Raw genomic sequence first — 23,370 nt, 5'->3', positions numbered from 1 at the left:
ATAGAAGGGTGCGAAAACTATTGGCAAATCTAGCAATTGACACAGTTATTACAGACATGGACGGAACGCTACTTGTGAAAAAAGGAGACCAAATTCATCCGTTAAACAAAGAAGTTTTAATGGATTGGCAAACTGCTGGCAAGAAACTTTTCCTAGCGACGGGCCGATTGGACTTAGCGATTTTACCATTTATCCACGAACTCAAAATTAAGACACCAGTTATTTCCTGTAATGGCGGTTTGGTACGCGATTTTACGACAGGAGAAATTTTATATAAAAGTAATATTGAACTGGATTTGGTACATACAATTCTAAATACGCTTGAACCACTTGGGGTAAATTACCATATTTATACAACGGAACGAATTATCGGACCAACTAATACAGGCAAAATCGCCTTTTTCAATGAATTAAATAAAACGTTGCCGGAAAATGAGCAAGTTCCAATTACGTTAACTGCTGACCCATTCAGTGTACTGCGTGAAGGTGAGTTCCCGCTGAAAGTTCTAGTTATTGAATCCGACTTAGACAAGCGAGCAGAAATCAAAGCCGCGTTACAAGGGCTTCCGCTTTCCGTTTTAGCGTCTGCTTCGAATTTAATTGATATTATGAACGAAGGCATTGATAAGGCGAAAGGGCTAACGTATCTTGCGGAAAATGGCTATATCAATCTCGACACAACGATTGCTTTTGGTGATAATGAAAATGATGTCGGCATGATTGAATTAGCAAAAATTGGTGTAGCGATGGAAAACGGCATCCCGCTAGCTTTGGAAAAAGCAGACAAAATTGCCAAGCATCACGATATCGGCGGACTAGGATTATTTATGCAAGAAGAAATTTTATAAAAAAACAACCCCTTTAGATACTGAGCTAAAGGGGTTTTCTTTGTAAGTTTGAAAGTTTTTCAGAAGATGGGTTGCGCTAAAAATGTATATATGCTAATATATGCATATAAAGAAAATAGGTATTCACAGAGGGGAAGTAATCATATGGCACATAACCACGATCACGCACATGGGCACAATCATAATCATGCGCATAATGCCAACAAAAAATCATTATTTATTAGTTTTATCTTAATCGCTACATTTATGGTAGTGGAAGTTATTGGCGGAATTATGACCAATAGTTTGGCGCTGCTTTCTGATGCGGGACATATGCTTTCAGATGCTGTCGCGCTAGGATTAAGTTTAGCTGCATTTAAATTTGGCGAAAAAGCAGCGAGCTCTGATAAAACATACGGCTATAAACGCTTTGAAATTTTAGCAGCATTTTTAAACGGGTTGACGCTCGTTGGGATTTCCGTTTTTATTTTCTATGAAGCAATTGGTCGTTTCTTTGACCCGCCGCAAGTTATCGGAGCGGGAATGATGACTATTTCGGTTATCGGATTACTTATTAATATTTTAGTTGCTTGGATTTTGATGAAAGGTGATACAAGTGAAAATTTAAATATGCGTAGTGCTTTCTTGCATGTGCTTGGTGATTTGCTTGGTTCTGTTGGCGCGATCGTTGCGGCGCTTCTAATCATCTTCCTAGGTTGGAACATCGCTGACCCGATTGCTAGTGTTATCGTTGCGGCGTTAATCCTAGTTAGTGGCTGGCGCGTATTAAAAGATGCTATCCATATTTTGATGGAGGGCAAACCAGCTAACGTGGATACAGAGGAAATAAAAACTTTCTTCCAAGAACAAGATGGTGTAAAAGAAGTGCACGATTTACATGTATGGGCGATTACTTCTGATTTCAACGCTCTTACAGCTCATTTGACCGTAAGTGAAGATGCTGACCGTGATAAAATTTTGGCGGATATCGAGCATTATTTACAAGAAAATTTCTCTTTAGAACATAGTACGATTCAACTTGAAGGGAATCATGCGCACCATCATCACTGCAATTAATGCCGCTTCATGATATGATGAACGTATCAATTAGAGGAGTTGGTTTAGATGGAAGAACAAGTTGATTTAGGTCATTTTTTGAAAAAAGCTTTTATCGCTATAATTGCTCTTACCTTAGTGTTTATCGGGGTTATAGCAATGTTCACAATCATCGGTGTTATTATTGCTATCCCACTACTAAAAAAGGCGGCCAACATGCTGCTGACTAAAAAAGAAGATAGCGACCACACTCATTCCCACGGAGGTAAATTAAAAATAAAATGTCCAGCCTGTCACGCGAAAATGAAATTCAAAGACAGCGAATTGCTCGACGAAAAATAAGTTTTAAAGCCTTCTCGGTAAAATCGGGAAGGCTTTTTTTATTTAAATGTGCATTATTTTAAGAAATTCGGGAAAAGGAAACGAGAGGTGTTGTCAAATGAAAGCAGTAGGATTAACGAACGCGTCAACTGACTTTATGGATATAGAAATCGCGCAACCAAAACCCGGAACACATGATTTATTAGTGAAAATCAAAGCAATTTCGATCAATCCGGTCGATTCAAAACAACGCGAAGCAACTAAAATCAGCGGAGAGGAAGTGCGGATTTTAGGCTGGGATGCAGTTGGGGAAGTAGTGGAGATTGGTTCAGACGTGACTTTATTTAAAACTGGGCAAGAAGTTTATTTTGCTGGCGACGTCACAAGGCCCGGAGCGTATGCTGAATTCACTTTAATTGATGAACGGTTAGTTGGTGCGAAACCACGTAGTTTAAGCGTAGAAGAGGCTGCTGCGATGCCACTGACAACTATTACGGCTTGGGAAGCGCTTTTTGATCGTTTAGGGATTGTAGAAGAAGATAGCGGAAAATCGATTTTAATTATTAATGGGGCTGGTGGTGTTGGTTCGGTCGCCACCCAATTAGCCGCAAACATCGGTCTCGAAGTCATCGCTACAGCATCACGCCCGGAAACGATAGAATGGACGAAGAACCACGGCGCGAACCACGTCATTAATCACCGTGAAAATCTAACAAAACAACTGAAAAATCTTGGTTACGAAAAAGGTGTCGATTTTATTTTATGTTTGCATAATACAAATGCACACTGGGACGATATGCAAGAAGCGATTTGCCCACAAGGAAAAATTTGCTCGATTGTCGAACTTGCGGAACCTGTGAAAATGTCCCTTTTAAAAGATAAGAGTGCTACGTTTAGCTATGAATTTATGTTTACTCGCTCGAAATATGATACCGATGATAAAGTAAAACAACATGAAATTTTAACAAAGGCCGCGCATATGCTGGATGGAGGGATGTTACAGACGACGCTAAATAAGGTTTTATCCCCAATTAACGCGGCAACGATAGAAGAAGCTCACCAAATAATTTCATCCGGAAAAATGATTGGAAAATTAGTCGTGAAAGGATTTGAATGATTATGAGTGAAAAACAAGTTGCGCTATATATCGCCGTTAGCTTGGATGGTTATATTGCCGATGAAAATGGTAGCGTGGAATGGCTAGAATCGATTGATAGCGAAGGCGATGCAGGTTATGAAGCTTTCTTTGACAACGTGGATACGGTTGTGATGGGTCGAACCACATATCAACAAATTTTTTCGCTCACCGACACATTCCCTTATAGCAAAAAAGATGTCTACGTTTTTTCCAATACAAAAGCGGGCACAAAAGACGAATACGCGGACTTTGTGGCCGGAACTGTAGACACTTGGCTAAATAACATCGACGGCGAAAAAATTTGGCTTGTAGGCGGCGCGCAGTTAGTGAAGCAATTTTTAAAGGAAAGAGCGATTGACCGCTTCGTCATAACGATTGCGCCAATTATTTTAGGAAAAGGAATTCCGTTGTTCGAGGAAGACAGGGAGCATGCGTTAGAGCTAGAAGAAGTAACGCGTTTTGGCCAGTTTGCCCAATTAACTTATAGAAACTTGGAGGAAAGCTAAATGAAAATTGCTGCTTTTGATATTGATGCACAAAAGGGCTTTACGCCACTTTGTCCGGATGAATTGCCGGTTCCGGGCGGAGATAAAATCGTTCCAGAGCTGAATTTCATGGCGAGTCTTGCGTCACTTCGAATTGGAAGTAAAGATGCGCACCCGCAAAATGCCGTTTGGGTAGTTGACTCAAAAGATGAAATGCTGGCTGAACTTAAGTATCCAAATGCGGACCTTACTTGGGTGAGGCACTGCGAACCTGGTACGAAAGGTTTTGAATTGCTAGACGGTTTGCCAGTTGTGACAGATTATGATTACTTTATTTGGAAAGGCATGGAGCCGGACATTCATCCGTATGGCGCCTGTTACCACGATATCGTCGAACAGCTTTCAACAGGTGTACTCGAATATTTGCGGGAACAAAAAGTAGATTTAGTGCTTGTTGGGGGTTTAGCATTTGATTTTTGCGTGAAAACTACGGTTATACAGTTAAGTAGGGCAGGCTTTTCTGTATTAGTTTATTTACCAGCGACACGTGCATTATCTGAACAAGGTTTTGATGAAACGAAAGAGCAATTAGCGAATACTGAGAAAGTTCAACTTATCGAAACAAGGGAGGAACTTGTCGCCTACTGCCAATAAAAGGTTGGAAGAGGTGAGGGGAATGAGGAAAGTTGGTATATTTCCTAGTATGATAATTCTTTTCACAGTAGGGATTTCTGCTGTGTTATATCCGCTACTACCTTCTGAAGTGGCGGTGCATTTCGGTACGGACTTCTCCCCAGATATGTTTATGCAAAAGTGGCTCGGCTTAATTCTGATTCCGTTTTTAATGATTATGTTTACAGGGACAGAATATTACGGGAAAGAAAAAGTGAACCAAGAGAGTTTGTTGGAATTTGAATATTGTTTTAGGTTATTGTTAGTGCTATTAACGATTATCCAGATGAGTATTATTGTCTACGCGCTAGGTTATGATATCCCGACTGGTAGATTGTCGTTAGTCACAGCGGGAGCGTTCATGTTTGTTGTTGCGGCATACATTCAATACTCGAAAAAACTTTTTAAATTTTTAACGATGATTGGTTTTAAAAAGATCGATGCATGGTCAAGAAATCTACTTAGAAAAATTACAACTGTTACACTTAATATAGCTGGTACAATCTGTTTTATCCTTGCTTTATTTATGCGGAACGATCCCAGTTACTTAATGTTAGCAATGTTAATGGCGATGTGTGTGATTGTTGTTGGTTCAGGAGTTTACCTTAATAAGAAATAAAAATATAACAGTTTATATTTACAATTGATACAGTTTCGGTTTATAATGGTGGCGGAAGTTCTGCGCGCATGTGGCAGGAAGTCCGTCATTTTTTTGCGTAATCAAAAAGCGCTTACAAAAAAGAGGAGGAGAAAATTTGCATAAAACAGCCAGAAAAATAGTAGTGGCACTCAGTTTGCTATGTTTACTAGTACTTACAGCATGTCAGTCTGGCGATAAAGGGGAAAGTGAAAAAGTAACATCCGATAAGAAAACAAAAGTTGTGAACATCATGGAAACGAGTGGGATTCCAAATGCAAGCCCAACACTCGCGGACAATAGCGTAAGTTTCCGAGTAATCAATCAGATTTTTGAAGGATTATATCGATTAGATAAAAACGGGAAACCGGCGCTAGCTCTGGCTGCCAGTGAACCCGAAGAAAAAGATGGCGGGAAAACACTTATTTTCAAAATTCGTGATGATGCCAATTGGTCAAACGGCGACCCCGTGACAGCGCATGATTTCGAGTACGCATGGAAAAAAGTAGTGGATCCAAAAACAGCCGCAGCATACGGACCACAAATGGAAGAAATCGTCAAAAACGCTACCCAAATTTTGAAAGGTGAAATGTCACCGGACGAGCTTGGTATTAAAGCGCTAGACGACAAAACACTACAAATTCAACTAGAAAATCCAGTGCCAATTTTTAAAGAACTCCTGACAACTGGAACATTCTTCCCACAAAATCAAGCGTTCGTAGAAAAACAAGGCGATCGTTACGGAACGAAAAGCGACACACTTATTTCCAACGGCCCATTCAAACTAGAAAACTGGAATGGCACAAATATGACGTGGGATTACGTCAAAAATCCAACTTACTGGGATGAAAAAAATGTCCCTACAGAGAAAATTCATGTAACAGTCGTAAAAGATACTAATGCGGCTTTAAATTTATACAATACCAACAAATTGGACCGTGTCGAGCTTGACGGCGAATTTGTGAAGCAATATAAAGACGATGAAAATTTCCATAAGGAAGCAACTGGACGCTCTGTCTACATGAAAATGAATCAAGGCAAAGACGGTGTGAAAACGGATTTAGCAAACTTGAACTTGCGCCGTGGTTTAGCGATGGCGATTGATAAAACAGGCATGGTCAACACGTTACTCGCTAATGGTTCAAAAGCATTAAACGGCGATGTGCCAGGTGGTATCATGTTTGACCCGGAAACAAAAGAAGATTTCCGCAAACAAAACGGTGACTTGCTTAAATTCGACCAACAAGAAGCTACAAACGCATGGAAACAAGGTTTAAAAGAAATCGGTAAATCCGAATTAACACTTACTTTAACGAGTGGCGATACATCTTTACAACGCAAACAAACCGAATTTATCCAAAATCAATTAGAAGAAAATTTGCCCGGTCTAACAATCAAATTAAAAAATATTACCAACCAAGCAAGTTTCCAAGCGGACGTTACACAAGATTTTGAACTGCTACTAGGTGGCTGGGGTGGGGATTACCAAGACCCACTCACATACCTAAACTTATTCCTAACAAACAGCCCAGGTAACCATACAGGCTTCTCGAACGCCAAATACGACGAACTAGTCCTTGGCGCTAAAGGTAAGCTTTCGGCGGATCCGGAAAAAAGATGGCAAGCATTACTAGAAGCAGAACAAATTTTGCTAAAAGATAATGCCGTACTTATTCCGCTATACCAAGGTGGCCGCGCCTACTTGCAAAAAAGTAACCTAAAAAATTACACAACGTATCCAATTGGGTCAGAAAACTATAAATGGATTGAAAAAAATTAATATGAAATGAGTCTAGTTAACTAAGCTAGGCTCCTTTTTTATGCCCGAATGAAAATAAGACTTAGGATGTACCAATTTTCAGCCTAGAGCCGTTCGTTCCGTTTTTAGATGTCCTCTATAATAAACTTATCAACAAAAAAGGACGGTAAAAACAATGAAAAAGGGACTTTTCGGTTTACTGGCTGCAATTTTTGTACTAACAATGGTTGTAATTGAATTTTCAGCACCAGTCGGAACAGCAGCAAATACATATTACGTTACAATCAAAAACGATGGGAAAGAAGTTACTAAGTCAAAGTTCAAAGGCTATTCTTTCCACGAGTCGTGTCTAGATAATCAAGGAAACAGTCGTAAAGTTAACTTCATGTCAACTACACAACTTAAAAAGAATAAACAGTATAAAATCGTCGTTCAAGACAACGAATTACTCGTTCAAGCCAAGGAAATAAACAATGTTCCACTTGCAAGTAGTAAATAAAAATTAGAAATGAGGAAATAATCATGAACAGTTTTTGGAAAATATTTTTCACCATTATTTTAGGATTTATCGCACTTAATATCGTACTTGATATCGTTGGAATCACACTACACTTCTTATTCCCAGTTATTATATTAGGTGGTATTGGATATGTGCTTTACCGCATGTGGGGCAATTCCCCAAAACGCTCAAGTCGCGACAATGAAGACCGCTACAACTGGTAATACTTTTGCTAAAAAAGCTCCCTAGGCTTTTAGATATAAAGAACCTAATTTCTTTTATAGAAGTTAGGTTTTTTTGTATGGTAAGTTTGTTATAATAAGATAAAGGAAATGAGGCGATAGAAATGAAAAAAGATATAATCGTAAAATCGGTTGTTATATCAATCATTACAGCCCTAGTTTTCAACATTAAACGCAAAAAAGTTAAATAACTGCCCAAAAAACGAAAATCACGATTAAATGGCTATTTTAAGCCGTTTGTATCTAATTTTGGTGTCGGTATGCTATAATAACAAAAAGAAAATCATGGAGGACATAGAGATGAATATTGAAAACACCTTACTAAAACAAGATGTATGGCGCTTCATTGATAATACAACTATTAATCCAGCTTTTGATGCGATTCAATCATTTGCTACAGATGATACGCTATGTCGTTCAGTTGGAGCGAGAATGGCGCCGTCCACCGTTCGCGGCTGGGTGCATGAAAAAACCGTTTCGCTTGGAATACAAGATTCTAAGTTGCCTGATATAGATAAAGGAATTGCTTTTTTACAAGAACAAGGTTACCGCGTAGTTGTCCGAAACTCCGGCGGGTTAGCCGTAGTACTGGATTCCGGAGTGCTTAATTTGTCGATGGTGCTACCAGATGCAGAACGAGGAATCGCGATTGAGCGAGGCTATGAAACAATGTTTACGCTGATAAAAGACATGTTCGTGGACTGTAATGAAGTAATTGACGCGAAAGAAATCGTGAATTCTTATTGTCCTGGTAGTTATGACCTTAGTATTCGTGGGAAAAAGTTTGCTGGTATTTCTCAGCGCAGGATGGCTAAAGGCGTGGCAGTTCAAATTTATTTAGCGATTGAAGGAAATCAAACAGCTCGCTCGGAATTAATTCGGGATTTCTACACGATTAGTGGTAAAGACAAGCAAACAAAATATACGTTCCCGGATGTGGATTCTACTGTTATGGGTTCACTTTCAGATTTAATGAAGACCGAGATAAGCATAAATGAAACATTGGTGCGACTATTCAACAGCTTGCGGCACTATGCTGGCGAACTGGTATCGGGTACGCTTACACCAGAAGAACTGGATCTTTTTCCAGCTTATTACGAACGCTTAATTGCAAGGAATGATAAAGTGCTTGCGTGAACTTACTTGAGAGGAGAGGGCTGCATGAGTTATTTAACAGAGAAACTACTGGAAGAAAAAGTATTCAAAGATCCAGTGCATGGATATGTACATGTTTCTGATAAATTAATTTGGGATTTAATTGCTACAAAAGAGTTTCAGCGTTTGCGGCGAATACACCAATTGGGGACGACCTCGCTCACTTTTCACGGGGCGGAACACAGCCGTTTTAATCATTCGTTAGGCGTTTACGAAATCGTTCGGCAAATCATTGATGTGACGTTTGCGAATGAGCCGCAACTTGATCCGGAAGAGCGTATGGTTGCTTTGTGCGCTGCGCTTTTACATGATTTAGGTCATGGTCCATTTTCACACGCTTTTGAAAAGGTTTTTGGGACGGATCATGAGGCTTATACACAGGAGATTATTATTGGTGATACCGAAGTCAGTGAAGTATTGATGCGGGTTGGAGAAGAGTTTCCGCTAAAAGTTGCCGCTATTATTAAGAAAAACTATCCTAATCAAACGCTAGTGAAGTTGATTTCTAGTCAGATTGATGCGGATCGAATGGATTATTTACTGCGAGATGCTTATTATACCGGCGTTAGTTACGGGAAGTTTGATATCGAGCGGATTTTGCGGGTGTTAAGGCCAAGTCCAGATGGCAATGGGGTCATTGTGAAATATTCTGGAATGCATGCGGTAGAAGACTATATTATGAGTCGCTACCAAATGTATCAACAAGTATATTTTCACCCAGTTAGTCGAAGCGGTGAAGTATTATTATGGAAAATCCTCGAGCGCGCCAAAAAGTTATATTGCGCTGGCTATGAATTTCAGGTTACACCGATTCAAGTACTACCATTCTTTTTGAATGAAGTAAGTTTAAAAGAGTATATCGTACTGGATGATATTGTGTTGATGTACTACTTTTCCATTTGGCAAGAGGAAGCTGATCCGATTTTAAGTGATTTGTGTAGCCGCTTTTTGAATAGGAGATTGCTTAGATACACCAACTACGATCCAAAAGAAGATGCTGAATTTTATGCAGAACTAAAAGGACTACTTGAAAAAGCAGATATTGACCCGTCGTATTATTTAGTGATTGATTCTTCCAGCGATTTGCCTTACGATTACTATCTTCCAGGAGTTGGTAGCGGGAAAGACCCGATTAAACTTTTGATGGGAAACGGGGAGTTACGCGAATTATCGACCGAATCTCCAGTTGTTGAAGCGATTGGTCGGGAGCGGCGGACGGATATAAAATTGTATTATCCGCTTGATTTTATCGAGAGCGGGCGAGTGGATCAAGAAATTGCGGAAAGAATGATTTCGATTATTCATGCGCATTCCCTCAAAGAAAAATAAAAAAGCAAGGCGATAAACCTTGCTTCTAGTACGCTTAAATATCTGATTTTCTTACGCCGCCAACACCGTAATCTGTTTTTTTCATTTCTTCTAAAATTACATGAATGTTTTCTTTCGGTGCTTTTAGGTTTTTGGAAACAACTTCAGTTACTTCGCTCACTAAAGCTTTCTTTTGATCGTCCGTACGACCTTCTAAAAATTGAATGGTAACAAATGGCATTTTCTCACCTCGATCAACGTTTTTTTCATTATAGCATATAAAAATTACTCTATAAAAGATAAAGGAGGCACTTATGCCTAGTTTTCTCGCTTACCCACTAGAAATGATACCTTATGTTGTTGCTACATTATTAATTGCTTTTACCATCCATGAATGGGCTCATGCTTTGGTTGCGCTCGCTTTTGGGGATGACACAGCCAAAAATCAAGGGAGATTGTCCTTGAACCCAATTGTACATATTGATTTATTCGGTTTACTGATGATCTTAATTGCCGGTTTCGGTTGGGCTAAACCGACCCCAGTCAATCGATTTAAATTAAAGAAGCGCCGACTTGGCAGTATACTTGTTTCGCTTGCTGGTCCAATCAGTAATTTATTCCTTGCGATTGTTGGTATTGGTTTTTATGCACTGTTTTTAAATTTTTCTTTCTTTACATATGGCTCGGTTACAGAAACATTTTTAATGATTTTTGTGGACTTAAATCTAGTATTATTTGTATTTAACTTAATTCCACTTCCGCCACTGGATGGCTACCAAATTTTAGTAGAGTTTTTACCAATGTCTGCTAGAGCCAAACTTGAACCGCTAGAACGATATGCGATACTTATTTTCCTAGTAGTTGCGGTAACGCCTATCTCCGAATTTACGATTCAACCGATTTTTGATACTGTGATTCCGTTTGTTCTAAATGTGATTTTAGCAATATTTGGTCTAACGTCATTTTAACCTGTTGCTTTTCATGCTATTTTTCACTATAATATAATGCGTCTATTCTTCTGACCGGAAAGGGGTAAATAAGCGATATGACAGCCAATCAAATGGAACGAAAAAAAGTAACTATTCATATCACCAATGTCATCCGTCAGATGGATGCAGAAGAAAAATCCGATATGTCTGTTTCGGGTGTTTTTTACCGCGATAAAGGTAATCGGTATCTGCATTATGAGGAAAAACAATTAGCTGGAACAATTCGTACGGTTCTTAAAATTGCTGACAACGAACTGCTTTTAATGAGAAGTGGTGCCGTAAATATGAGAATGCACTTTTTTCGAGATAATCGGAGAAGTACTGCGTCTGTTGATTCAGGAGCAGGGAAATTACAATTAGAATCAGAATTAGTTTCAATGGAAGAACTATATGAAAATAAGCCGGATGTGCTGAGTGAAGTCGCATTTCAATATGATTTGCTAAGTCACGGCGAATACATTGGCTCATATACTGTTTTAATGAAAATAGAGGAGGACGCAGAATGAATGTCATGCAAGAGAACCAAATCAAACTAATTGAACATATCAAACAAGCAGTTGTTCAAGCGGTTGGTTTAGAAGAAGCAGAAGTACCAGAAATTTTACTCGAAGTACCAAAAGATAAAAAGCATGGAGATTATTCGACTAATATTGCGATGCAGCTTGCTAGAGTAGCTAAGAAAGCCCCGCGTCAAATTGCCGAAAGTATCGTTCCAGAACTTAAAAAAGATAACAAATTAATTAAAGAAGTAGAAATTGCTGGGCCTGGTTTTATTAACTTCTACTTAGATAATGCTTATTTAACCGATTTAGTTCCAGTTATTTTAACCGAAGATAAAAAATACGGAGAGTCTGATTTTGGTAAAGGAGAAAAATTCCAAATTGAATTTGTTTCCGCAAACCCAACTGGCGACTTGCATTTAGGGCATGCACGTGGCGCTGCAATCGGAGACTCACTTGCTAACATCATGAACATGGCCGGATTTGATGTTTCAAGAGAATATTATATTAACGATGCCGGAAATCAAATCAATAATTTAGTTCTTTCAGCAGAAGCGCGTTATTTTGAAGCGCTAGGCCTAGAATCTGAATTCCCAGAAGATGGCTACCGCGGTGCTGATATTATCTCCCTTGGGAAAGATTTAGCTGCTAAATATGGCGATAAATATGTGAATGCGAGTGAAGAAGAGCGTCGTTCCGTTTTCCGTGTTGATGCACTAGCATTTGAAACTGGGAAATTACGTGCGGACTTAGAAGAATTCCGTGTTTCTTTTGATGAGTGGTTTTCAGAAACATCTCTATACGAAGAAAATAAAGTGTTGCCAGCGTTAGAACGTTTGCGCGAAAATGGCTATATTTATGAGCAAGATGGCGCGACTTGGTTGAGAACAACAGATTTTGAAGATGATAAAGACCGCGTTTTAATCAAAACGGACGGTAGCTACACTTATTTCTTACCAGATATCGCTTATCATTTAAACAAATTAGAGCGTGGCTTTGATGTGTTAATTGATATTTGGGGAGCAGATCACCATGGTTATATTCCGCGGATGCGTGCGGCAATTGAAGCACTTGGTTACTCGCCAAATCAACTAGAAGTAGAAATCATTCAACTAGTTCACTTATTCGAAGACGGCGTTCAAGTTAAAATGAGTAAACGTACTGGTAAATCAGTTACGATGCGCGACTTAATTGAAGAAGTTGGCCTTGATGCGACAAGATATTTCTTCGCAATGCGTAGCTCTGATACACACATGAACTTCGATATGAGCTTAGCAAAATCGACGTCAAATGATAATCCAGTTTATTATGTACAATATGCGCACGCCAGAATTTCTAGCATTTTACGTTCTGGTAAAGAACAAGGTTTAGAAGTTACTAAAGATGCGGACATGAGCTTGTTACAAACCGAAGCAGAATATGATTTATTAAAAGTATTAGGTGAGTTCGCGGATGTTGTTGCGGAGGCTGCTGCCAAAAGAGCGCCACATCGTATCGTTCGTTACTTAAATGATTTAGCGACTGCATTCCACCGTTTCTACAATAGCAATAAAGTACTTGATATGGATAATTTAGAAGTAACGAAAGCAAGACTAGCGCTTATTAAGACAGCACAAATTACTCTTAGAAATGGTTTGACGCTGCTTGGTGTATCAGCACCAGAAAAAATGTGATATCCTAAATTTATAGGTTACTCGTTGACGTCATAACCAAAATGTACTAAAGTTAATAGAAACATAGGTAATTGAAAAAACGGGGAGAGCATATGATGAAGCGATTAATAATTTTGGCGCTGCTTTTCGTGTTTCTGTGCGTCGCAATCTATATTCTCTACGACTTTCAACTTGGATCGATCCCAATTCTTTTAATGGCCATCCTTTTCTTTTACATCGGATATAAAATAGTCAAGAAGAATTGATGTAATTAAGAAAATTTAGGTTGTACTTGCCAGAAATAACATGTAAAATAGTGAAGTTGGGCTGAACGAAAAAATAACAGCTAAATAAATTGGAATTACGATAGAAAGGGCGTGCCAGTTTTGGATTTAAAGAACTTAACGCAAGAAGAACGTAGTGAACTATCTTTAATTGATGTTGCACATTTTATTTTGGAACAACGAAAAGAAACTATTCTTTTCCCTGAATTAGTGAAAGAGATTCAAGCGTTCCTAGGTTTGAAAGATGCAGAAATAAGGGAGCGTCTTGTTCAATTTTATACAGATATGAATATTGATGGTAACTTTATTTCATTAGGAAACAACACGTGGGGACTTCGTGCATGGTATCCAATGGATGCAATTGATGAAGAAGTTCAAACACAAACGACTCCTAAGAAAAAACGTAAATCAGACGATGATGACGACGAAGATGAAGAAATCTTGGATGATGACGTGGACTACGATGATGAAGAAATCGTGGAAGAGCTTGGTGAAGAAGAAATCTCTCTTGCTGACGTTTTACTTGACGAAGAGGAAGATGACGATGATCACTTACCAGACGGAATCGAAGGCGATTTAGCTACTGTAGAAGATGATTATTCTGATGGCGATTATACAGAAGACCCAGAAGATAAATAATAACTAACTGTTAATCAGATAGGCACCTCCATTTTGTGGAAAAGTGTCTGTCTGATTTTTTTTAGCGTACTTAATGGATTGATGGCGGTTTCATAAAATAAAGACTTGACTTCTATCGCTATCATTAGTAGTATTTTATTTGGGCTCCCTTTTATAGGGACGGATATTTATGAGAATCGACGCTCCCTTACTTTTATGAAGTAGGCGGAGTGTTTTTTATTTTGGTTTACAAAATACTTGAAATTGTGATGGATACGTTAGAAAGATAATCACAATATTGTTTTATCTGGCAATTTCCCACCCCAGCAGGAAAATCGTCAGAACCCTGCAAGTTTTTCATTTCAGGAAGGAGTAGATTTTTTTAACATGACAAAGTATATTTTCGTTACAGGTGGCGTAGTTTCGTCAATCGGAAAAGGAATCACAGCAGCATCACTAGGACGTTTGCTGAAAAATCGTGGACTTAGTGTGACCATTCAAAAATTTGATCCATACATCAACGTGGATCCAGGAACTATGAGTCCATACCAACACGGGGAAGTTTATGTGACGGATGACGGCGCAGAAACAGACTTAGACCTTGGCCATTACGAACGTTTTATCGATATTAACTTAAATAAATACAGCAACGTGACAACTGGTAAAGTTTACTCAGAAGTTATTAAAAAAGAACGTCGCGGGGATTACTTAGGTGGAACTGTGCAAGTTATTCCACACATTACAAACGAATTAAAAGATCGTGTTTTCCGTGCAGCTCGCATGACCAATTCAGACATTATTATCACTGAAATTGGTGGAACGGTTGGGGATATCGAATCTTTACCATTCTTAGAAGCAATTCGCCAAATTAAAAGTGATGTTGGTGCGGAAAACGTACTTTATATCCACACAACGTTAATTCCTTACATCAAAGCAGCTGGCGAAATGAAAACAAAACCAACACAACATAGTGTAAAAGAACTTCGCAGCCTAGGAATTCAACCAAACATTATCGTTGTTCGTACAGAGCAACCAGTTTCACAAGAAATGAAAGATAAGATTGCGCTATTTTGTGATATTAAAGCATCTGAGGTTATTGAATCTCGCGATGAAGAAACACTTTATAACGTACCACTTTCTTTACAAAAACAAAAAATGGATGACATCGTCCTAGAACACTTGCAATTAGAAGCACCACAAGCGGAAATGACTGATTGGAAAAACTTAGTACACCGCGTGAAAAACCTTTCCAAAAAAGTTCGTATTGGTTTAGTTGGTAAATATGTTTCCTTGCAAGATGCTTACCTTTCTGTAGCAGAAGCACTTCGTCATGCTGGATATGATCATGATGCTGAAATCGAAATCGACTGGATTGATTCCGAGAAAGTAACAAAAGAAAATGTTGCTGAAATCATGAAAGACATTGATGGTATCTTAGTTCCTGGTGGTTTCGGGGATCGTGCCATTGAAGGTAAAATTGCTGCTATTGAGTACGCTCGTGTAAATAAAGTACCTTATTTCGGTATTTGTTTAGGTATGCAACTGGCAACGGTTGAATTTGCTCGTAATGTTCTTGGGCTTGAAGGAGCACATTCCGCAGAAATCGAACCAGAAACAAATCACAACATCATTGATTTATTACCAGAACAAAAAAATATCGAAAACATGGGTGGAACGCTTCGTCTAGGCCTTTATCCAGCGCGTATTAAGCAAGGAACAAAAACAGAGGCTGCATATGGTAAAACACTTGTAGAAGAGCGTCACCGTCATCGTTATGAGTTCAATAACGAATATAGAGAGCAAATGGAAGAAGCTGGCATGATTGTTTCTGCAACAAGCCCAGATGGTCGCCTAGTTGAAGTAGTTGAACTAGTTGATCACCCTTGGTTCGTCGCTTGTCAATATCACCCAGAATTCATTTCTCGTCCAAACCGTCCACAAAGCTTGTTCAAAGATTTTGTTGGCGCAGCACTTAACAATAAATAAGACGATAAAAAACTCCCAGCCGAGTGTGGCTGGGAGTTTTTGTTATTTAGTAGCACTAAGGTTAGAAGCTTTTGTCCAACCGATAAATGTAGTGCTTGTTCTTATGCGATACCAAAGCTGTCCTTCGACGGTTGCTTGGCTATCGACAGTTAATTTTTCGTTTTTGTATGTTGCTAAAGTGCCCCATCTAACATCGGCATCCACAACTGGAACCTTATAGTACGCTTCGCCAGTTTTGCTTGGGATAACGTAACGAGTTAAATTAGTCGGTGTTTCCATGCTTTGTTTGTAGAATGTATCGAGTGGACGCGTGTCAACCCAACCAATTACTTTACCATCAATACTAAATTGATACCAAGTCGTGATTGGTGTTTTAGCTTCGCGCAAGATACGCATGTTTTTACCAGCATAGACAGAAAGCTGATTAACTAAATTAGCGCCTTCTGTTTTATATGGTTTTGTCCAAACGGCATTACCCGGCGCAGTTTTTACTCGTGCATAAGCGGTTACGCCTTTATCATATTCGATTGGATCAAATGGTGACGTAGCTGTTAAGTTGGAAGCTTTTGTCCAGCCGATAAAAGTAGTACTTGTTCGTACGCGATACCAAAGTTCTCCTTCAACGGTTGCTTGGCTATCGACGGTTAATTTTTCGTTTTTGTACGTTGCTAAAGTGCCCCATCTAACATCGGCATCCACGACAGGAACTTTGTAGTAAGCTTCGTTCGTTTTGTTTGCCACAACGTAACGGGTTAAATTAGTCGGTGTTTCCATGCTTTGTTTGTAGAATGTATCAAGTGCACGTGTGTCAACCCAACCAATCGTTTTGCCATCAATACTAAATTGGTACCAAGTGGTGATTGGTGTTTTAGCTTCGCGCAAGATACGCATGTTTTTACCAGCATAGACAGACAGCTGATTAACTAAATTAGCACCTTCTGTTTTGTAAGGTTTCGTCCAAACGGCATTACCTGGAGCTGTTTTCACTCGGGCATAAGCAGTTACGCCTTTATCGTATTCAATTTTATCGAAAGGAGAAGTTGCTGTTAAGTTCGCAGCTTTCGTCCAGCCAATAAAAGTAGATCCTGCGCTCACGCGATACCAAAGTTGTCCCTCAACAGTTGCTTGTTTATCAACGGTTAATTTTTCGTTTTTATAAGTGGATAAAGTGCCCCATTTAACATCGGCATCCACGACAGGAACTTTGTAGTAAGCTTCGTTCGCTTTATTTGCCACAACATAACGCGTTAAATTGGCAGGTGTTTCCATGCTTTGTTTGTAGAATGTATCAAGTGCGCGTGTGTCGACCCAACCAATTGTCTTGCCGTCGATGCTAAATTGGTACCAAGTGGTGATTGGCGTTTTAGCTTCGCGCAAGATACGCATGTTTTTGCCAACATACGATGATAGTGGATTCACAAGTTTTGCGCCTTCTGTTTTGTAAGGTCTTGTCCAAACAGCATTGTAAGGTGCAGTTTTTACTCGAGCATAAGCAGTTACGCCTTTATCATATTCGATTTTGTCGTAAGAGACTTTGCTTGCTTGAATGGCGTTATATTTTTCGTTAATCAACGTCACAAAACTATTGAAGTTATAGCCCCATTGGTTGAAATAAGAAACGGGGTCCGTATGCGTTGTACCGCCAAGATAACGTGTAACCGCATCATGCGACCAAACTGTTCCTTTGCCATCACTGTGAGCACTATCAACTGGAAGATTATATTGATCTAGCAGGTAAGCCGCGTAATAGGCGTAGTTATTAATAGAACGAGCAAATTCGTCAAATGTTTTCGAACGAACTAATTCAACTTGGATAAAGCGAGCATTGGCATATTGGCCGGCTCCCCATACACCGTTTTCGGTAGGGTGGATTTGGATAATACGAGATTTATCTACAAATGAATGAACAAAGGCATTATTGTAGTTTCTACTCATGTAACTAATTTCACCTGTGATAGTAGAAGAATTATTTGCTGTTTCGTGGATGACAATTCCTTCTGGTTTCCCGTAACCATTACGGTAATTAAACTTAGGAAATTGACTTTGCAATTGTTTTTCAATGGATGCGCTTGAAAATTTATTTGATTTAATATAGGAATTAACGTCAGGATATCCTGCTGTTGCGCGAAGTAAAGGTACAGACTTCAGTACGCTATTAGTTCCATCTTCAAAGCCGTCATGTTCTTCCGTAGCAGTCCCGTCCCTAACTCCTTGGGGAATATAGATAGATTGGTCATCTACATTTTGCACTGTTTCTGTGGAAGCTGCACTTGCTTTCTCTGTAATCATGGTAGCGGACACGCCAATAAAAGCAAGGCTTGTAAAAACAACCGCCGATTTTACTAATTTTTTCAAAGTTTAAATCCTCTCCTAACTGCACTACTTTCAATAAGAAATAAAATTATTCTACACTAATTATGACAATACGTGAAGTCGTAGTCAATGGCTATAAGCAACAATGAACCTAATTGCACATGTTTTTTAATGTAAAAGTAATATAATTTCAAAATGGTACACAAAATGTAATTTTAACGAAGTAGAGGCATGTGTTTTGTAATAGGTAAAAAGACTCTAAATAAAGGGATTTTTCTTTTCTGGTCAAACAAGTTGACATCAAGAAGCCAAAATAGGAAACTAACAATATCTATAGGAAAGAGGGAGCGGCAATTTGCAGAAGAAAGCGATGATAGTATACAATCCGGCAGCAGGGAAAAATAAATTTCGAAAATTACTTCCAGACGCAGAGAAAATTTTAACAGAAGCAGACTTTGAAGTAACTTTAGTCCCGTCAACTAAAGCGCCAAAGAGCACGACGAAAATTGCGCGACAAGCGGCGGAATCAGGTTATGATGTGGTAATTGCGGCAGGCGGCGATGGAACGGTCAATGAAGTCGTTAATGGTTTAATGCAAGTCGAAAAAAGGCCGAAGCTAGGGATTTTACCAGTAGGCACAACGAATGACTATGCACGGGCATTAAATGTTGCTAAAGATCCACTCGAAGCACTCCAAATTATCGCCAAACAAGAAACAATTCGCGTAGACATCGGTAAAGCTAATGAAACCGAATTTTTCATTAATAATGCAGCAGGCGGAAAAATCACGGAAATAACTTACGCCGTAAAAGAATCGATGAAATCTAAATGGGGTAGATTAGCCTATCTTTTCAGCGGACTCACTGTTCTCCCCAAATTATCACCAGTGAGTGTGGAAATTGCCTACAATGATGAAGTTTTCAAAGGCGAAATTCTGCTATTTTTCGTCAATAAATCGAATTCAGTTGGCGGGATGGAAACGCTTTGCCCACCAGCCGAATTAAACAGCGGCATGTTCGAACTTTTAATTTTAAAAAAGGTATCTCCCAAAAAATTATTTCAACTTTTTGCTTCCATAAAAAAAGGCGCGCATTTAACTAGTCCGCATGTAATTCATGTGCGCACCAATAAAGTTGTAATCAAAAGTGAGGCAGATTTAAATGTTAGTTATGACGGTGTATATGGCGGAAAAGCCCCGTACACATTAGAGGTCATTCCAGAAGCACTAGAAGTATTTGCTGATGAAAAAAGAATTTCAGACCGTCTTAGAGGCTAAAGCGTTTACACCAGAAAAATTTCTAGTTTTTATGGTAAATTCATCACAAATCTGTTATTATATGTTTGTTAGGGGAAAATAGCTGCCACTATTTTTCACGGCGGAAATTCAAATCTTAGGGGAAATCAAAAATGGTTTTCCTAAATTCCTGAGGGAGGAAATTGTATTATGCCTATCGTTAACATGACAGACATGCTGAAAAAAGCATTAGCTGGAAAATATGCTGTTGGTCAATTCAACATCAACAACCTTGAATGGACTCAAGCTATTTTGAAAGCTGCAGAAGCAGAAAAAGCACCAGTTATTTTAGGAGTTTCTGAAGGAGCTGCTAAATACATGGGAGGATTCAAAACAGTTGTAAAAATGACTGAAGGACTTGTAGAAGACCTGAAAATCACTGTACCTGTTGCGATTCACCTTGATCATGGTTCAAGCTTTGATTCTTGTAAAGCGGCTATCGATGCAGGATTTTCTTCTGTAATGATCGACGGCTCTCACCACCCAATCGACGAAAACATCGAAATGACTAAAAAAGTTGTTGATTACGCGCACGCTAAAGGCGTATCTGTTGAAGCGGAAATTGGAACTGTTGGTGGAGACGAAGACGGAGTTACTGGTGGAATCAACTATGCTGATCCACAAGAATGTTTACGTGTAGTTAAAGAAGCTAACATTGATGCACTTGCTGCAGCATTAGGTTCTGTACACGGTCCTTACCACGGCGAACCTGTTCTTGGTTTTGACGAAATGAAAGAAATCTCCGAACTTACAGGTGCTCCACTTGTACTTCACGGTGGTTCTGGAATTCCTGAACACCAAATCAAAAAAGCAATTGAACTAGGTCACAGCAAAATCAACGTTAACACTGAATGCCAAATCGTTTGGACTGCAGCTGTTCGCGAAAAATTAGCTACTGATGACAAAGTTTATGATCCACGTAAAGTAATCGGCCCTGGTGTGGACGCGATTATCAAAACTGTTTCAGAAAAAATTCAAGAGTTTGGTTCTAACGGTAAAGCGTAAGACAAACTTTATGATGATATAAAAAATAACTGGTAGGATCACTCGTTGATTTTGCCAGTTATTTTTTATGTGTATCTTAGGGCCTTTTATAGAAGGAATTTAATTATCGTTATGAAGGCGAATATGGTATGATAACTATAGCTTTCATTTAATAAAAGTAAACACTCCACATTTCCCGATTAAAAATCATGCTTCAGGCGCATGTTTTATCAAAATAAATGAGTCATAATGTAGTTAGTTATGTAATACGACTTACTATAGTTATGTTATAATAATATATTAAATGATGAATGAACCAACGAGGAAGAGAGTAGGCGATAGTAATGAATATAGGGATTTTTACGGATACCTACAGTCCGCAAATTAGCGGTGTAGCTACATCGATAATGATTATGGAAAACGAACTAAGAAAACAAGGGCACACTGTATATATATTTACGACAACCGATCCAAACGCTGATAGAGAAAGCGAAGAGGGGCGTGTATTTCGTTTACCAAGTATTCCGTTTGTCTTTTTTCCAGAACGTCGTGTAGCAATTGCTGGAATGAATAAGTTTATCAAGCTAGTAGGTCGCTTAGATTTAGATGTTATCCATACACATACGGAGTTCTCATTAGGTCTTTTGGGTAAGCGAATTGCGAAAAAATATCATATTCCTTCTATCCATACTTACCACACAATGTATGTCGATTACTTGCATTATATTGCGAAAGGTAAAATTTTAACGCCGTCTATGGTGGGGAAAATGACCAAATCATTTTGTGATAGTTATGATGCGATAATTACGCCAACAGCAAAAGTAAGACATCACTTAGAAGAGCAAGGTATCCACAAATTAATGTATACAGTTCCAACAGGTACAGATATTTCATCGTTCGCGCCGGTTGAGAAACAGCAAATTTTAGACCTGAAAAAATCACTTGGTATTGGAGCAGAAGATCCGGTGATACTTTCGCTTGGAAGAATTGCGCACGAGAAAAACATCGATGCGATTATTAACGCGATGCCAGAAGTCCTACAAACGAAACCAACAGCCAAACTAGTTATTGTTGGCGATGGACCGGTACGTAAAGACTTAGAAAAATTAGTAGAAGAAAAACAATTAGAAGCACATGTTATTTTCACCGGAGCAGTGGACTGGGAAAATATTAGTTTATATTACCAATTAGGTGACCTTTTTGTGAGTGCCTCAACGACAGAAACGCAAGGCTTAACTTACGCTGAAGCAATGGCGGCATCTTTACCAGTTGTAGCTAAACGTGACGAAAGTATTGAAGGCTTTTTAAGCGACAGAGAAACGGCCTTTTTATTCGATGAAGATTACGAGCTTGCAAGTTTGTTAATTAAAATACTTTCAGATAAAAACACCGCAACATTAGTCGCATCAAATGGTAGAGTCAAAGTGGAATCAATTTCTGCGGACCAATTTGGAATCAACATTGAATCTACATACAATGAAGTTCGAGAAATCTACCGAGCTAAGCGACAAAATGGGACGATTAAAGTAAAACCGACATTAATAAAAAGCAAAATAGCTTCACAAGTATTTTCACTTTCATCTTCTACGCATGTTCAAAGGAAAGAGAGGTCATCGCGGCGTGATTAAGTTGACAATGCTATCTTCGGCAGAAAAAGTAAAAGGACAAGGTGTAGCATCGGCTTACCGCGAACTTGTGAACTTGCTAGAAGAAAGATATATAAATGAAATTGATATGAAGATTAATAGTTTGGAGAAATCGGATATCACGCATTATCATACCGTTGATTTCCGTTTTTTTCTTTCGACTTTTTTTAAGAAGAAACGCGGCGTTCGGGTTGGATATGTTCATTTTCTGCCGGAAACAATGGAAGGTAGTCTGAAATTACCGTGGATCGCCCGGGTCGTTTTTTATAAATATTTGATTGGATTTTATAAGCGCATGGATGAGATTGTTGTGGTTAATCCTTCGTTTATACCGAAACTAACTGCATATGATATTCCTGAAGAAAAAATCCATTATATCCCGAATTTCGTTTCTAAAAAGAGCTTTTTCCCACTTCCAAAGGCGGAAAAACAACTTGCGCGGGAAAAATATGGAATTCCAGCTGATAAATTTACGGTGATTGGGATTGGGCAAGTGCAGCATCGTAAAGGTGTACTTGATTTTATCGAGGTGGCGAAACAACTACCTGATGTTCAATTTGTCTGGGCTGGCGGCTTTTCTTTTGGAAAAATTACTTCTGGCTATGAAGAATTGAAAAAAATCTATGATAATCCACCGAGTAACGTGAAATTTATCGGGATTGTTGACCGTTCGGAAATGAATGCTTGTATCAATATGGCGGATGTGTTTTTTATGCCTTCCTACAACGAGCTGTTCCCAATGGCGATTTTGGAAGCGATGAGCTCGGACGTTCCGATATTATTACGAAATTTGGATTTATATGAAGAAATTTTAGATGGTTACTATGTCAAAGAGGTCGATAATCCAGGATTTATCCGCGCTATTGAGCGTTTACAAAATGACGCGGATTACTATAATGAAATGCTGCAAGCGGCCAAACGAGGCGCGACTTATTATTCCGAAGACCGACTGGCGCAAATTTGGTTGGACTTTTATCAAGGTTTATTAACGAAGGAGTGAAAATT

23 protein-coding genes are annotated in these 23,370 nt (G+C 38.9%); 21 read left to right on the top strand and 2 right to left on the bottom strand.

Features of this window, described 5'->3' with window-relative positions; translation table 11 throughout:
* The first annotated feature begins 20 nt into the window (after positions 1-20).
* From HCJ30_RS12425 to HCJ30_RS12370, 12 genes are all read left to right on the top strand, one after another.
* Entirely contained in the window at positions 21-848 is an 828-nt protein-coding gene (locus tag HCJ30_RS12425; RefSeq protein ID WP_185392401.1) for a Cof-type HAD-IIB family hydrolase, read from the top strand.
* A 144-nt stretch (positions 849-992) separates the two neighbouring features.
* Positions 993-1,904 carry a cation diffusion facilitator family transporter gene (locus tag HCJ30_RS12420; RefSeq protein WP_185392400.1) on the top strand — a complete coding sequence of 304 codons (912 nt, stop codon included), beginning with the start codon at positions 993-995 and terminating at the stop codon, positions 1,902-1,904.
* A gap of 48 nt (positions 1,905-1,952) precedes the next feature.
* Positions 1,953-2,225: a hypothetical protein gene (locus tag HCJ30_RS12415; protein ID WP_185392399.1), complete on the top strand. Its 273-nt coding sequence runs from the start codon at positions 1,953-1,955 to the stop codon at positions 2,223-2,225.
* A gap of 97 nt (positions 2,226-2,322) precedes the next feature.
* A complete protein-coding gene (locus HCJ30_RS12410) occupies positions 2,323-3,321 on the top strand; it encodes a zinc-binding alcohol dehydrogenase family protein (protein WP_185392398.1) in 999 nt (332 codons plus the stop codon).
* Between the two features lie 2 nt (positions 3,322-3,323).
* Positions 3,324-3,848, top strand: a complete 525-nt coding sequence (locus tag HCJ30_RS12405) for a dihydrofolate reductase family protein (RefSeq protein ID WP_185392397.1) — start codon at positions 3,324-3,326, stop codon at positions 3,846-3,848.
* Positions 3,849-4,481: a nicotinamidase gene (locus HCJ30_RS12400; protein ID WP_185392396.1), complete on the top strand. Its 633-nt coding sequence runs from the start codon at positions 3,849-3,851 to the stop codon at positions 4,479-4,481.
* 22 nt (positions 4,482-4,503) lie between these two features.
* Positions 4,504-5,118, top strand: coding sequence for a DUF1648 domain-containing protein (locus tag HCJ30_RS12395; protein WP_185392395.1), 615 nt, complete (start codon positions 4,504-4,506; stop codon positions 5,116-5,118).
* Between the two features lie 136 nt (positions 5,119-5,254).
* Complete coding sequence (locus tag HCJ30_RS12390) at positions 5,255-6,916, top strand: peptide ABC transporter substrate-binding protein (RefSeq protein ID WP_185392394.1); 1,662 nt, start codon at positions 5,255-5,257, stop codon at positions 6,914-6,916.
* Positions 6,917-7,070: 154 nt separating this feature from the next.
* A complete protein-coding gene (locus HCJ30_RS12385) occupies positions 7,071-7,394 on the top strand; it encodes a YxeA family protein (RefSeq protein WP_185392393.1) in 324 nt (107 codons plus the stop codon).
* Between the two features lie 23 nt (positions 7,395-7,417).
* Positions 7,418-7,618 carry a hypothetical protein gene (locus HCJ30_RS12380; protein WP_185392392.1) on the top strand — a complete coding sequence of 67 codons (201 nt, stop codon included), beginning with the start codon at positions 7,418-7,420 and terminating at the stop codon, positions 7,616-7,618.
* A 318-nt stretch (positions 7,619-7,936) separates the two neighbouring features.
* Positions 7,937-8,773 carry a lipoyl-[GcvH]:protein N-lipoyltransferase gene (gene lipL / locus HCJ30_RS12375; RefSeq protein WP_185392391.1) on the top strand — a complete coding sequence of 279 codons (837 nt, stop codon included), beginning with the start codon at positions 7,937-7,939 and terminating at the stop codon, positions 8,771-8,773.
* Between the two features lie 24 nt (positions 8,774-8,797).
* Positions 8,798-10,120, top strand: coding sequence for an HD domain-containing protein (locus HCJ30_RS12370; protein ID WP_185392390.1), 1,323 nt, complete (start codon positions 8,798-8,800; stop codon positions 10,118-10,120).
* A 34-nt stretch (positions 10,121-10,154) separates the two neighbouring features.
* On the opposite strand, the gene thmT is transcribed toward HCJ30_RS12370, so the two are convergent.
* Complete coding sequence (gene thmT / locus HCJ30_RS12365) at positions 10,155-10,340, bottom strand: 2-hydroxymuconate tautomerase (RefSeq protein ID WP_003723612.1); 186 nt, start codon at positions 10,338-10,340, stop codon at positions 10,155-10,157.
* Positions 10,341-10,413: 73 nt separating this feature from the next.
* Between thmT and HCJ30_RS12360 the strand changes: the two genes are divergently transcribed.
* From HCJ30_RS12360 to pyrG, 5 genes are all read left to right on the top strand, one after another.
* A complete protein-coding gene (locus HCJ30_RS12360; RefSeq protein WP_185392389.1) occupies positions 10,414-11,067 on the top strand; it encodes a site-2 protease family protein in 654 nt (217 codons plus the stop codon).
* A 77-nt stretch (positions 11,068-11,144) separates the two neighbouring features.
* The gene (locus HCJ30_RS12355; protein ID WP_003723610.1) at positions 11,145-11,594 is read left to right on the top strand and encodes a YwiB family protein; all 450 of its coding nucleotides are present in this window, start codon (positions 11,145-11,147) and stop codon (positions 11,592-11,594) included.
* Complete coding sequence (gene argS, locus HCJ30_RS12350) at positions 11,591-13,261, top strand: arginine--tRNA ligase (RefSeq protein ID WP_185392388.1); 1,671 nt, start codon at positions 11,591-11,593, stop codon at positions 13,259-13,261. Before HCJ30_RS12355 ends, argS begins: the two co-directional genes overlap by 4 nt.
* Positions 13,262-13,626: 365 nt before the next feature.
* Positions 13,627-14,163, top strand: coding sequence for a DNA-directed RNA polymerase subunit delta (gene rpoE, locus HCJ30_RS12345; RefSeq protein ID WP_014601153.1), 537 nt, complete (start codon positions 13,627-13,629; stop codon positions 14,161-14,163).
* 366 nt (positions 14,164-14,529) lie between these two features.
* Positions 14,530-16,128, top strand: a complete 1,599-nt coding sequence (pyrG, locus tag HCJ30_RS12340) for a CTP synthase (protein ID WP_185392387.1) — start codon at positions 14,530-14,532, stop codon at positions 16,126-16,128.
* A gap of 42 nt (positions 16,129-16,170) precedes the next feature.
* Here the strand turns inward: pyrG and HCJ30_RS12335 are convergent, their stop codons facing one another.
* Entirely contained in the window at positions 16,171-18,483 is a 2,313-nt protein-coding gene (locus HCJ30_RS12335) for a GW domain-containing glycosaminoglycan-binding protein (RefSeq protein ID WP_185392386.1), read from the bottom strand.
* 313 nt (positions 18,484-18,796) lie between these two features.
* Here HCJ30_RS12335 and HCJ30_RS12330 point away from each other — a divergent pair, with 313 nt between their 5' ends.
* The 4 genes from HCJ30_RS12330 (at position 18,797) to HCJ30_RS12315 (ending at position 23,365) form a co-directional block, all read left to right on the top strand.
* Positions 18,797-19,717, top strand: a complete 921-nt coding sequence (locus HCJ30_RS12330; protein ID WP_185392385.1) for a diacylglycerol kinase family lipid kinase — start codon at positions 18,797-18,799, stop codon at positions 19,715-19,717.
* 168 nt (positions 19,718-19,885) lie between these two features.
* Positions 19,886-20,740: a class II fructose-1,6-bisphosphate aldolase gene (fba, locus tag HCJ30_RS12325; protein WP_185392384.1), complete on the top strand. Its 855-nt coding sequence runs from the start codon at positions 19,886-19,888 to the stop codon at positions 20,738-20,740.
* Positions 20,741-21,063: 323 nt separating this feature from the next.
* Entirely contained in the window at positions 21,064-22,347 is a 1,284-nt protein-coding gene (locus HCJ30_RS12320; RefSeq protein WP_185392383.1) for a glycosyltransferase family 4 protein, read from the top strand.
* Entirely contained in the window at positions 22,340-23,365 is a 1,026-nt protein-coding gene (locus HCJ30_RS12315) for a glycosyltransferase family 4 protein (protein WP_185392382.1), read from the top strand. The genes HCJ30_RS12320 and HCJ30_RS12315 overlap by 8 nt, the downstream gene beginning before the upstream one ends.
* The last annotated feature ends 5 nt before the right edge of the window (positions 23,366-23,370 follow it).

The sequence above is a fragment of the Listeria cossartiae subsp. cossartiae genome (assembly GCF_014224155.1).
In the GTDB taxonomy this organism is placed as follows: Bacteria; Bacillota; Bacilli; order Lactobacillales; family Listeriaceae; genus Listeria; species Listeria cossartiae.
This window is presented reverse-complemented; position numbering and strand designations above follow the sequence as displayed.

What these genes read in the sequence shown, in the direction of transcription:
- HCJ30_RS12355 (WP_003723610.1), top strand. Translation starts at nt 11,145, where the DNA reads ATGACAGCCAATCAAATGGAACGAAAAAAAGTAACTATTCATATCACC.
- HCJ30_RS12400 (WP_185392396.1), top strand. Translation starts at nt 3,849, where the DNA reads ATGAAAATTGCTGCTTTTGATATTGATGCACAAAAGGGCTTTACGCCA.
- HCJ30_RS12385 (WP_185392393.1), top strand. Translation starts at nt 7,071, where the DNA reads ATGAAAAAGGGACTTTTCGGTTTACTGGCTGCAATTTTTGTACTAACA.
- pyrG (WP_185392387.1), top strand. Translation starts at nt 14,530, where the DNA reads ATGACAAAGTATATTTTCGTTACAGGTGGCGTAGTTTCGTCAATCGGA.
- HCJ30_RS12415 (WP_185392399.1), top strand. Translation starts at nt 1,953, where the DNA reads ATGGAAGAACAAGTTGATTTAGGTCATTTTTTGAAAAAAGCTTTTATC.
- thmT (WP_003723612.1), bottom strand. Translation starts at nt 10,340, where the DNA reads ATGCCATTTGTTACCATTCAATTTTTAGAAGGTCGTACGGACGATCAA.
- HCJ30_RS12380 (WP_185392392.1), top strand. Translation starts at nt 7,418, where the DNA reads ATGAACAGTTTTTGGAAAATATTTTTCACCATTATTTTAGGATTTATC.
- HCJ30_RS12370 (WP_185392390.1), top strand. Translation starts at nt 8,798, where the DNA reads ATGAGTTATTTAACAGAGAAACTACTGGAAGAAAAAGTATTCAAAGAT.
- argS (WP_185392388.1), top strand. Translation starts at nt 11,591, where the DNA reads ATGAATGTCATGCAAGAGAACCAAATCAAACTAATTGAACATATCAAA.
- lipL (WP_185392391.1), top strand. Translation starts at nt 7,937, where the DNA reads ATGAATATTGAAAACACCTTACTAAAACAAGATGTATGGCGCTTCATT.
- HCJ30_RS12360 (WP_185392389.1), top strand. Translation starts at nt 10,414, where the DNA reads ATGCCTAGTTTTCTCGCTTACCCACTAGAAATGATACCTTATGTTGTT.
- HCJ30_RS12405 (WP_185392397.1), top strand. Translation starts at nt 3,324, where the DNA reads ATGAGTGAAAAACAAGTTGCGCTATATATCGCCGTTAGCTTGGATGGT.
- HCJ30_RS12410 (WP_185392398.1), top strand. Translation starts at nt 2,323, where the DNA reads ATGAAAGCAGTAGGATTAACGAACGCGTCAACTGACTTTATGGATATA.
- HCJ30_RS12320 (WP_185392383.1), top strand. Translation starts at nt 21,064, where the DNA reads ATGAATATAGGGATTTTTACGGATACCTACAGTCCGCAAATTAGCGGT.
- HCJ30_RS12395 (WP_185392395.1), top strand. Translation starts at nt 4,504, where the DNA reads ATGAGGAAAGTTGGTATATTTCCTAGTATGATAATTCTTTTCACAGTA.
- HCJ30_RS12420 (WP_185392400.1), top strand. Translation starts at nt 993, where the DNA reads ATGGCACATAACCACGATCACGCACATGGGCACAATCATAATCATGCG.
- fba (WP_185392384.1), top strand. Translation starts at nt 19,886, where the DNA reads ATGCCTATCGTTAACATGACAGACATGCTGAAAAAAGCATTAGCTGGA.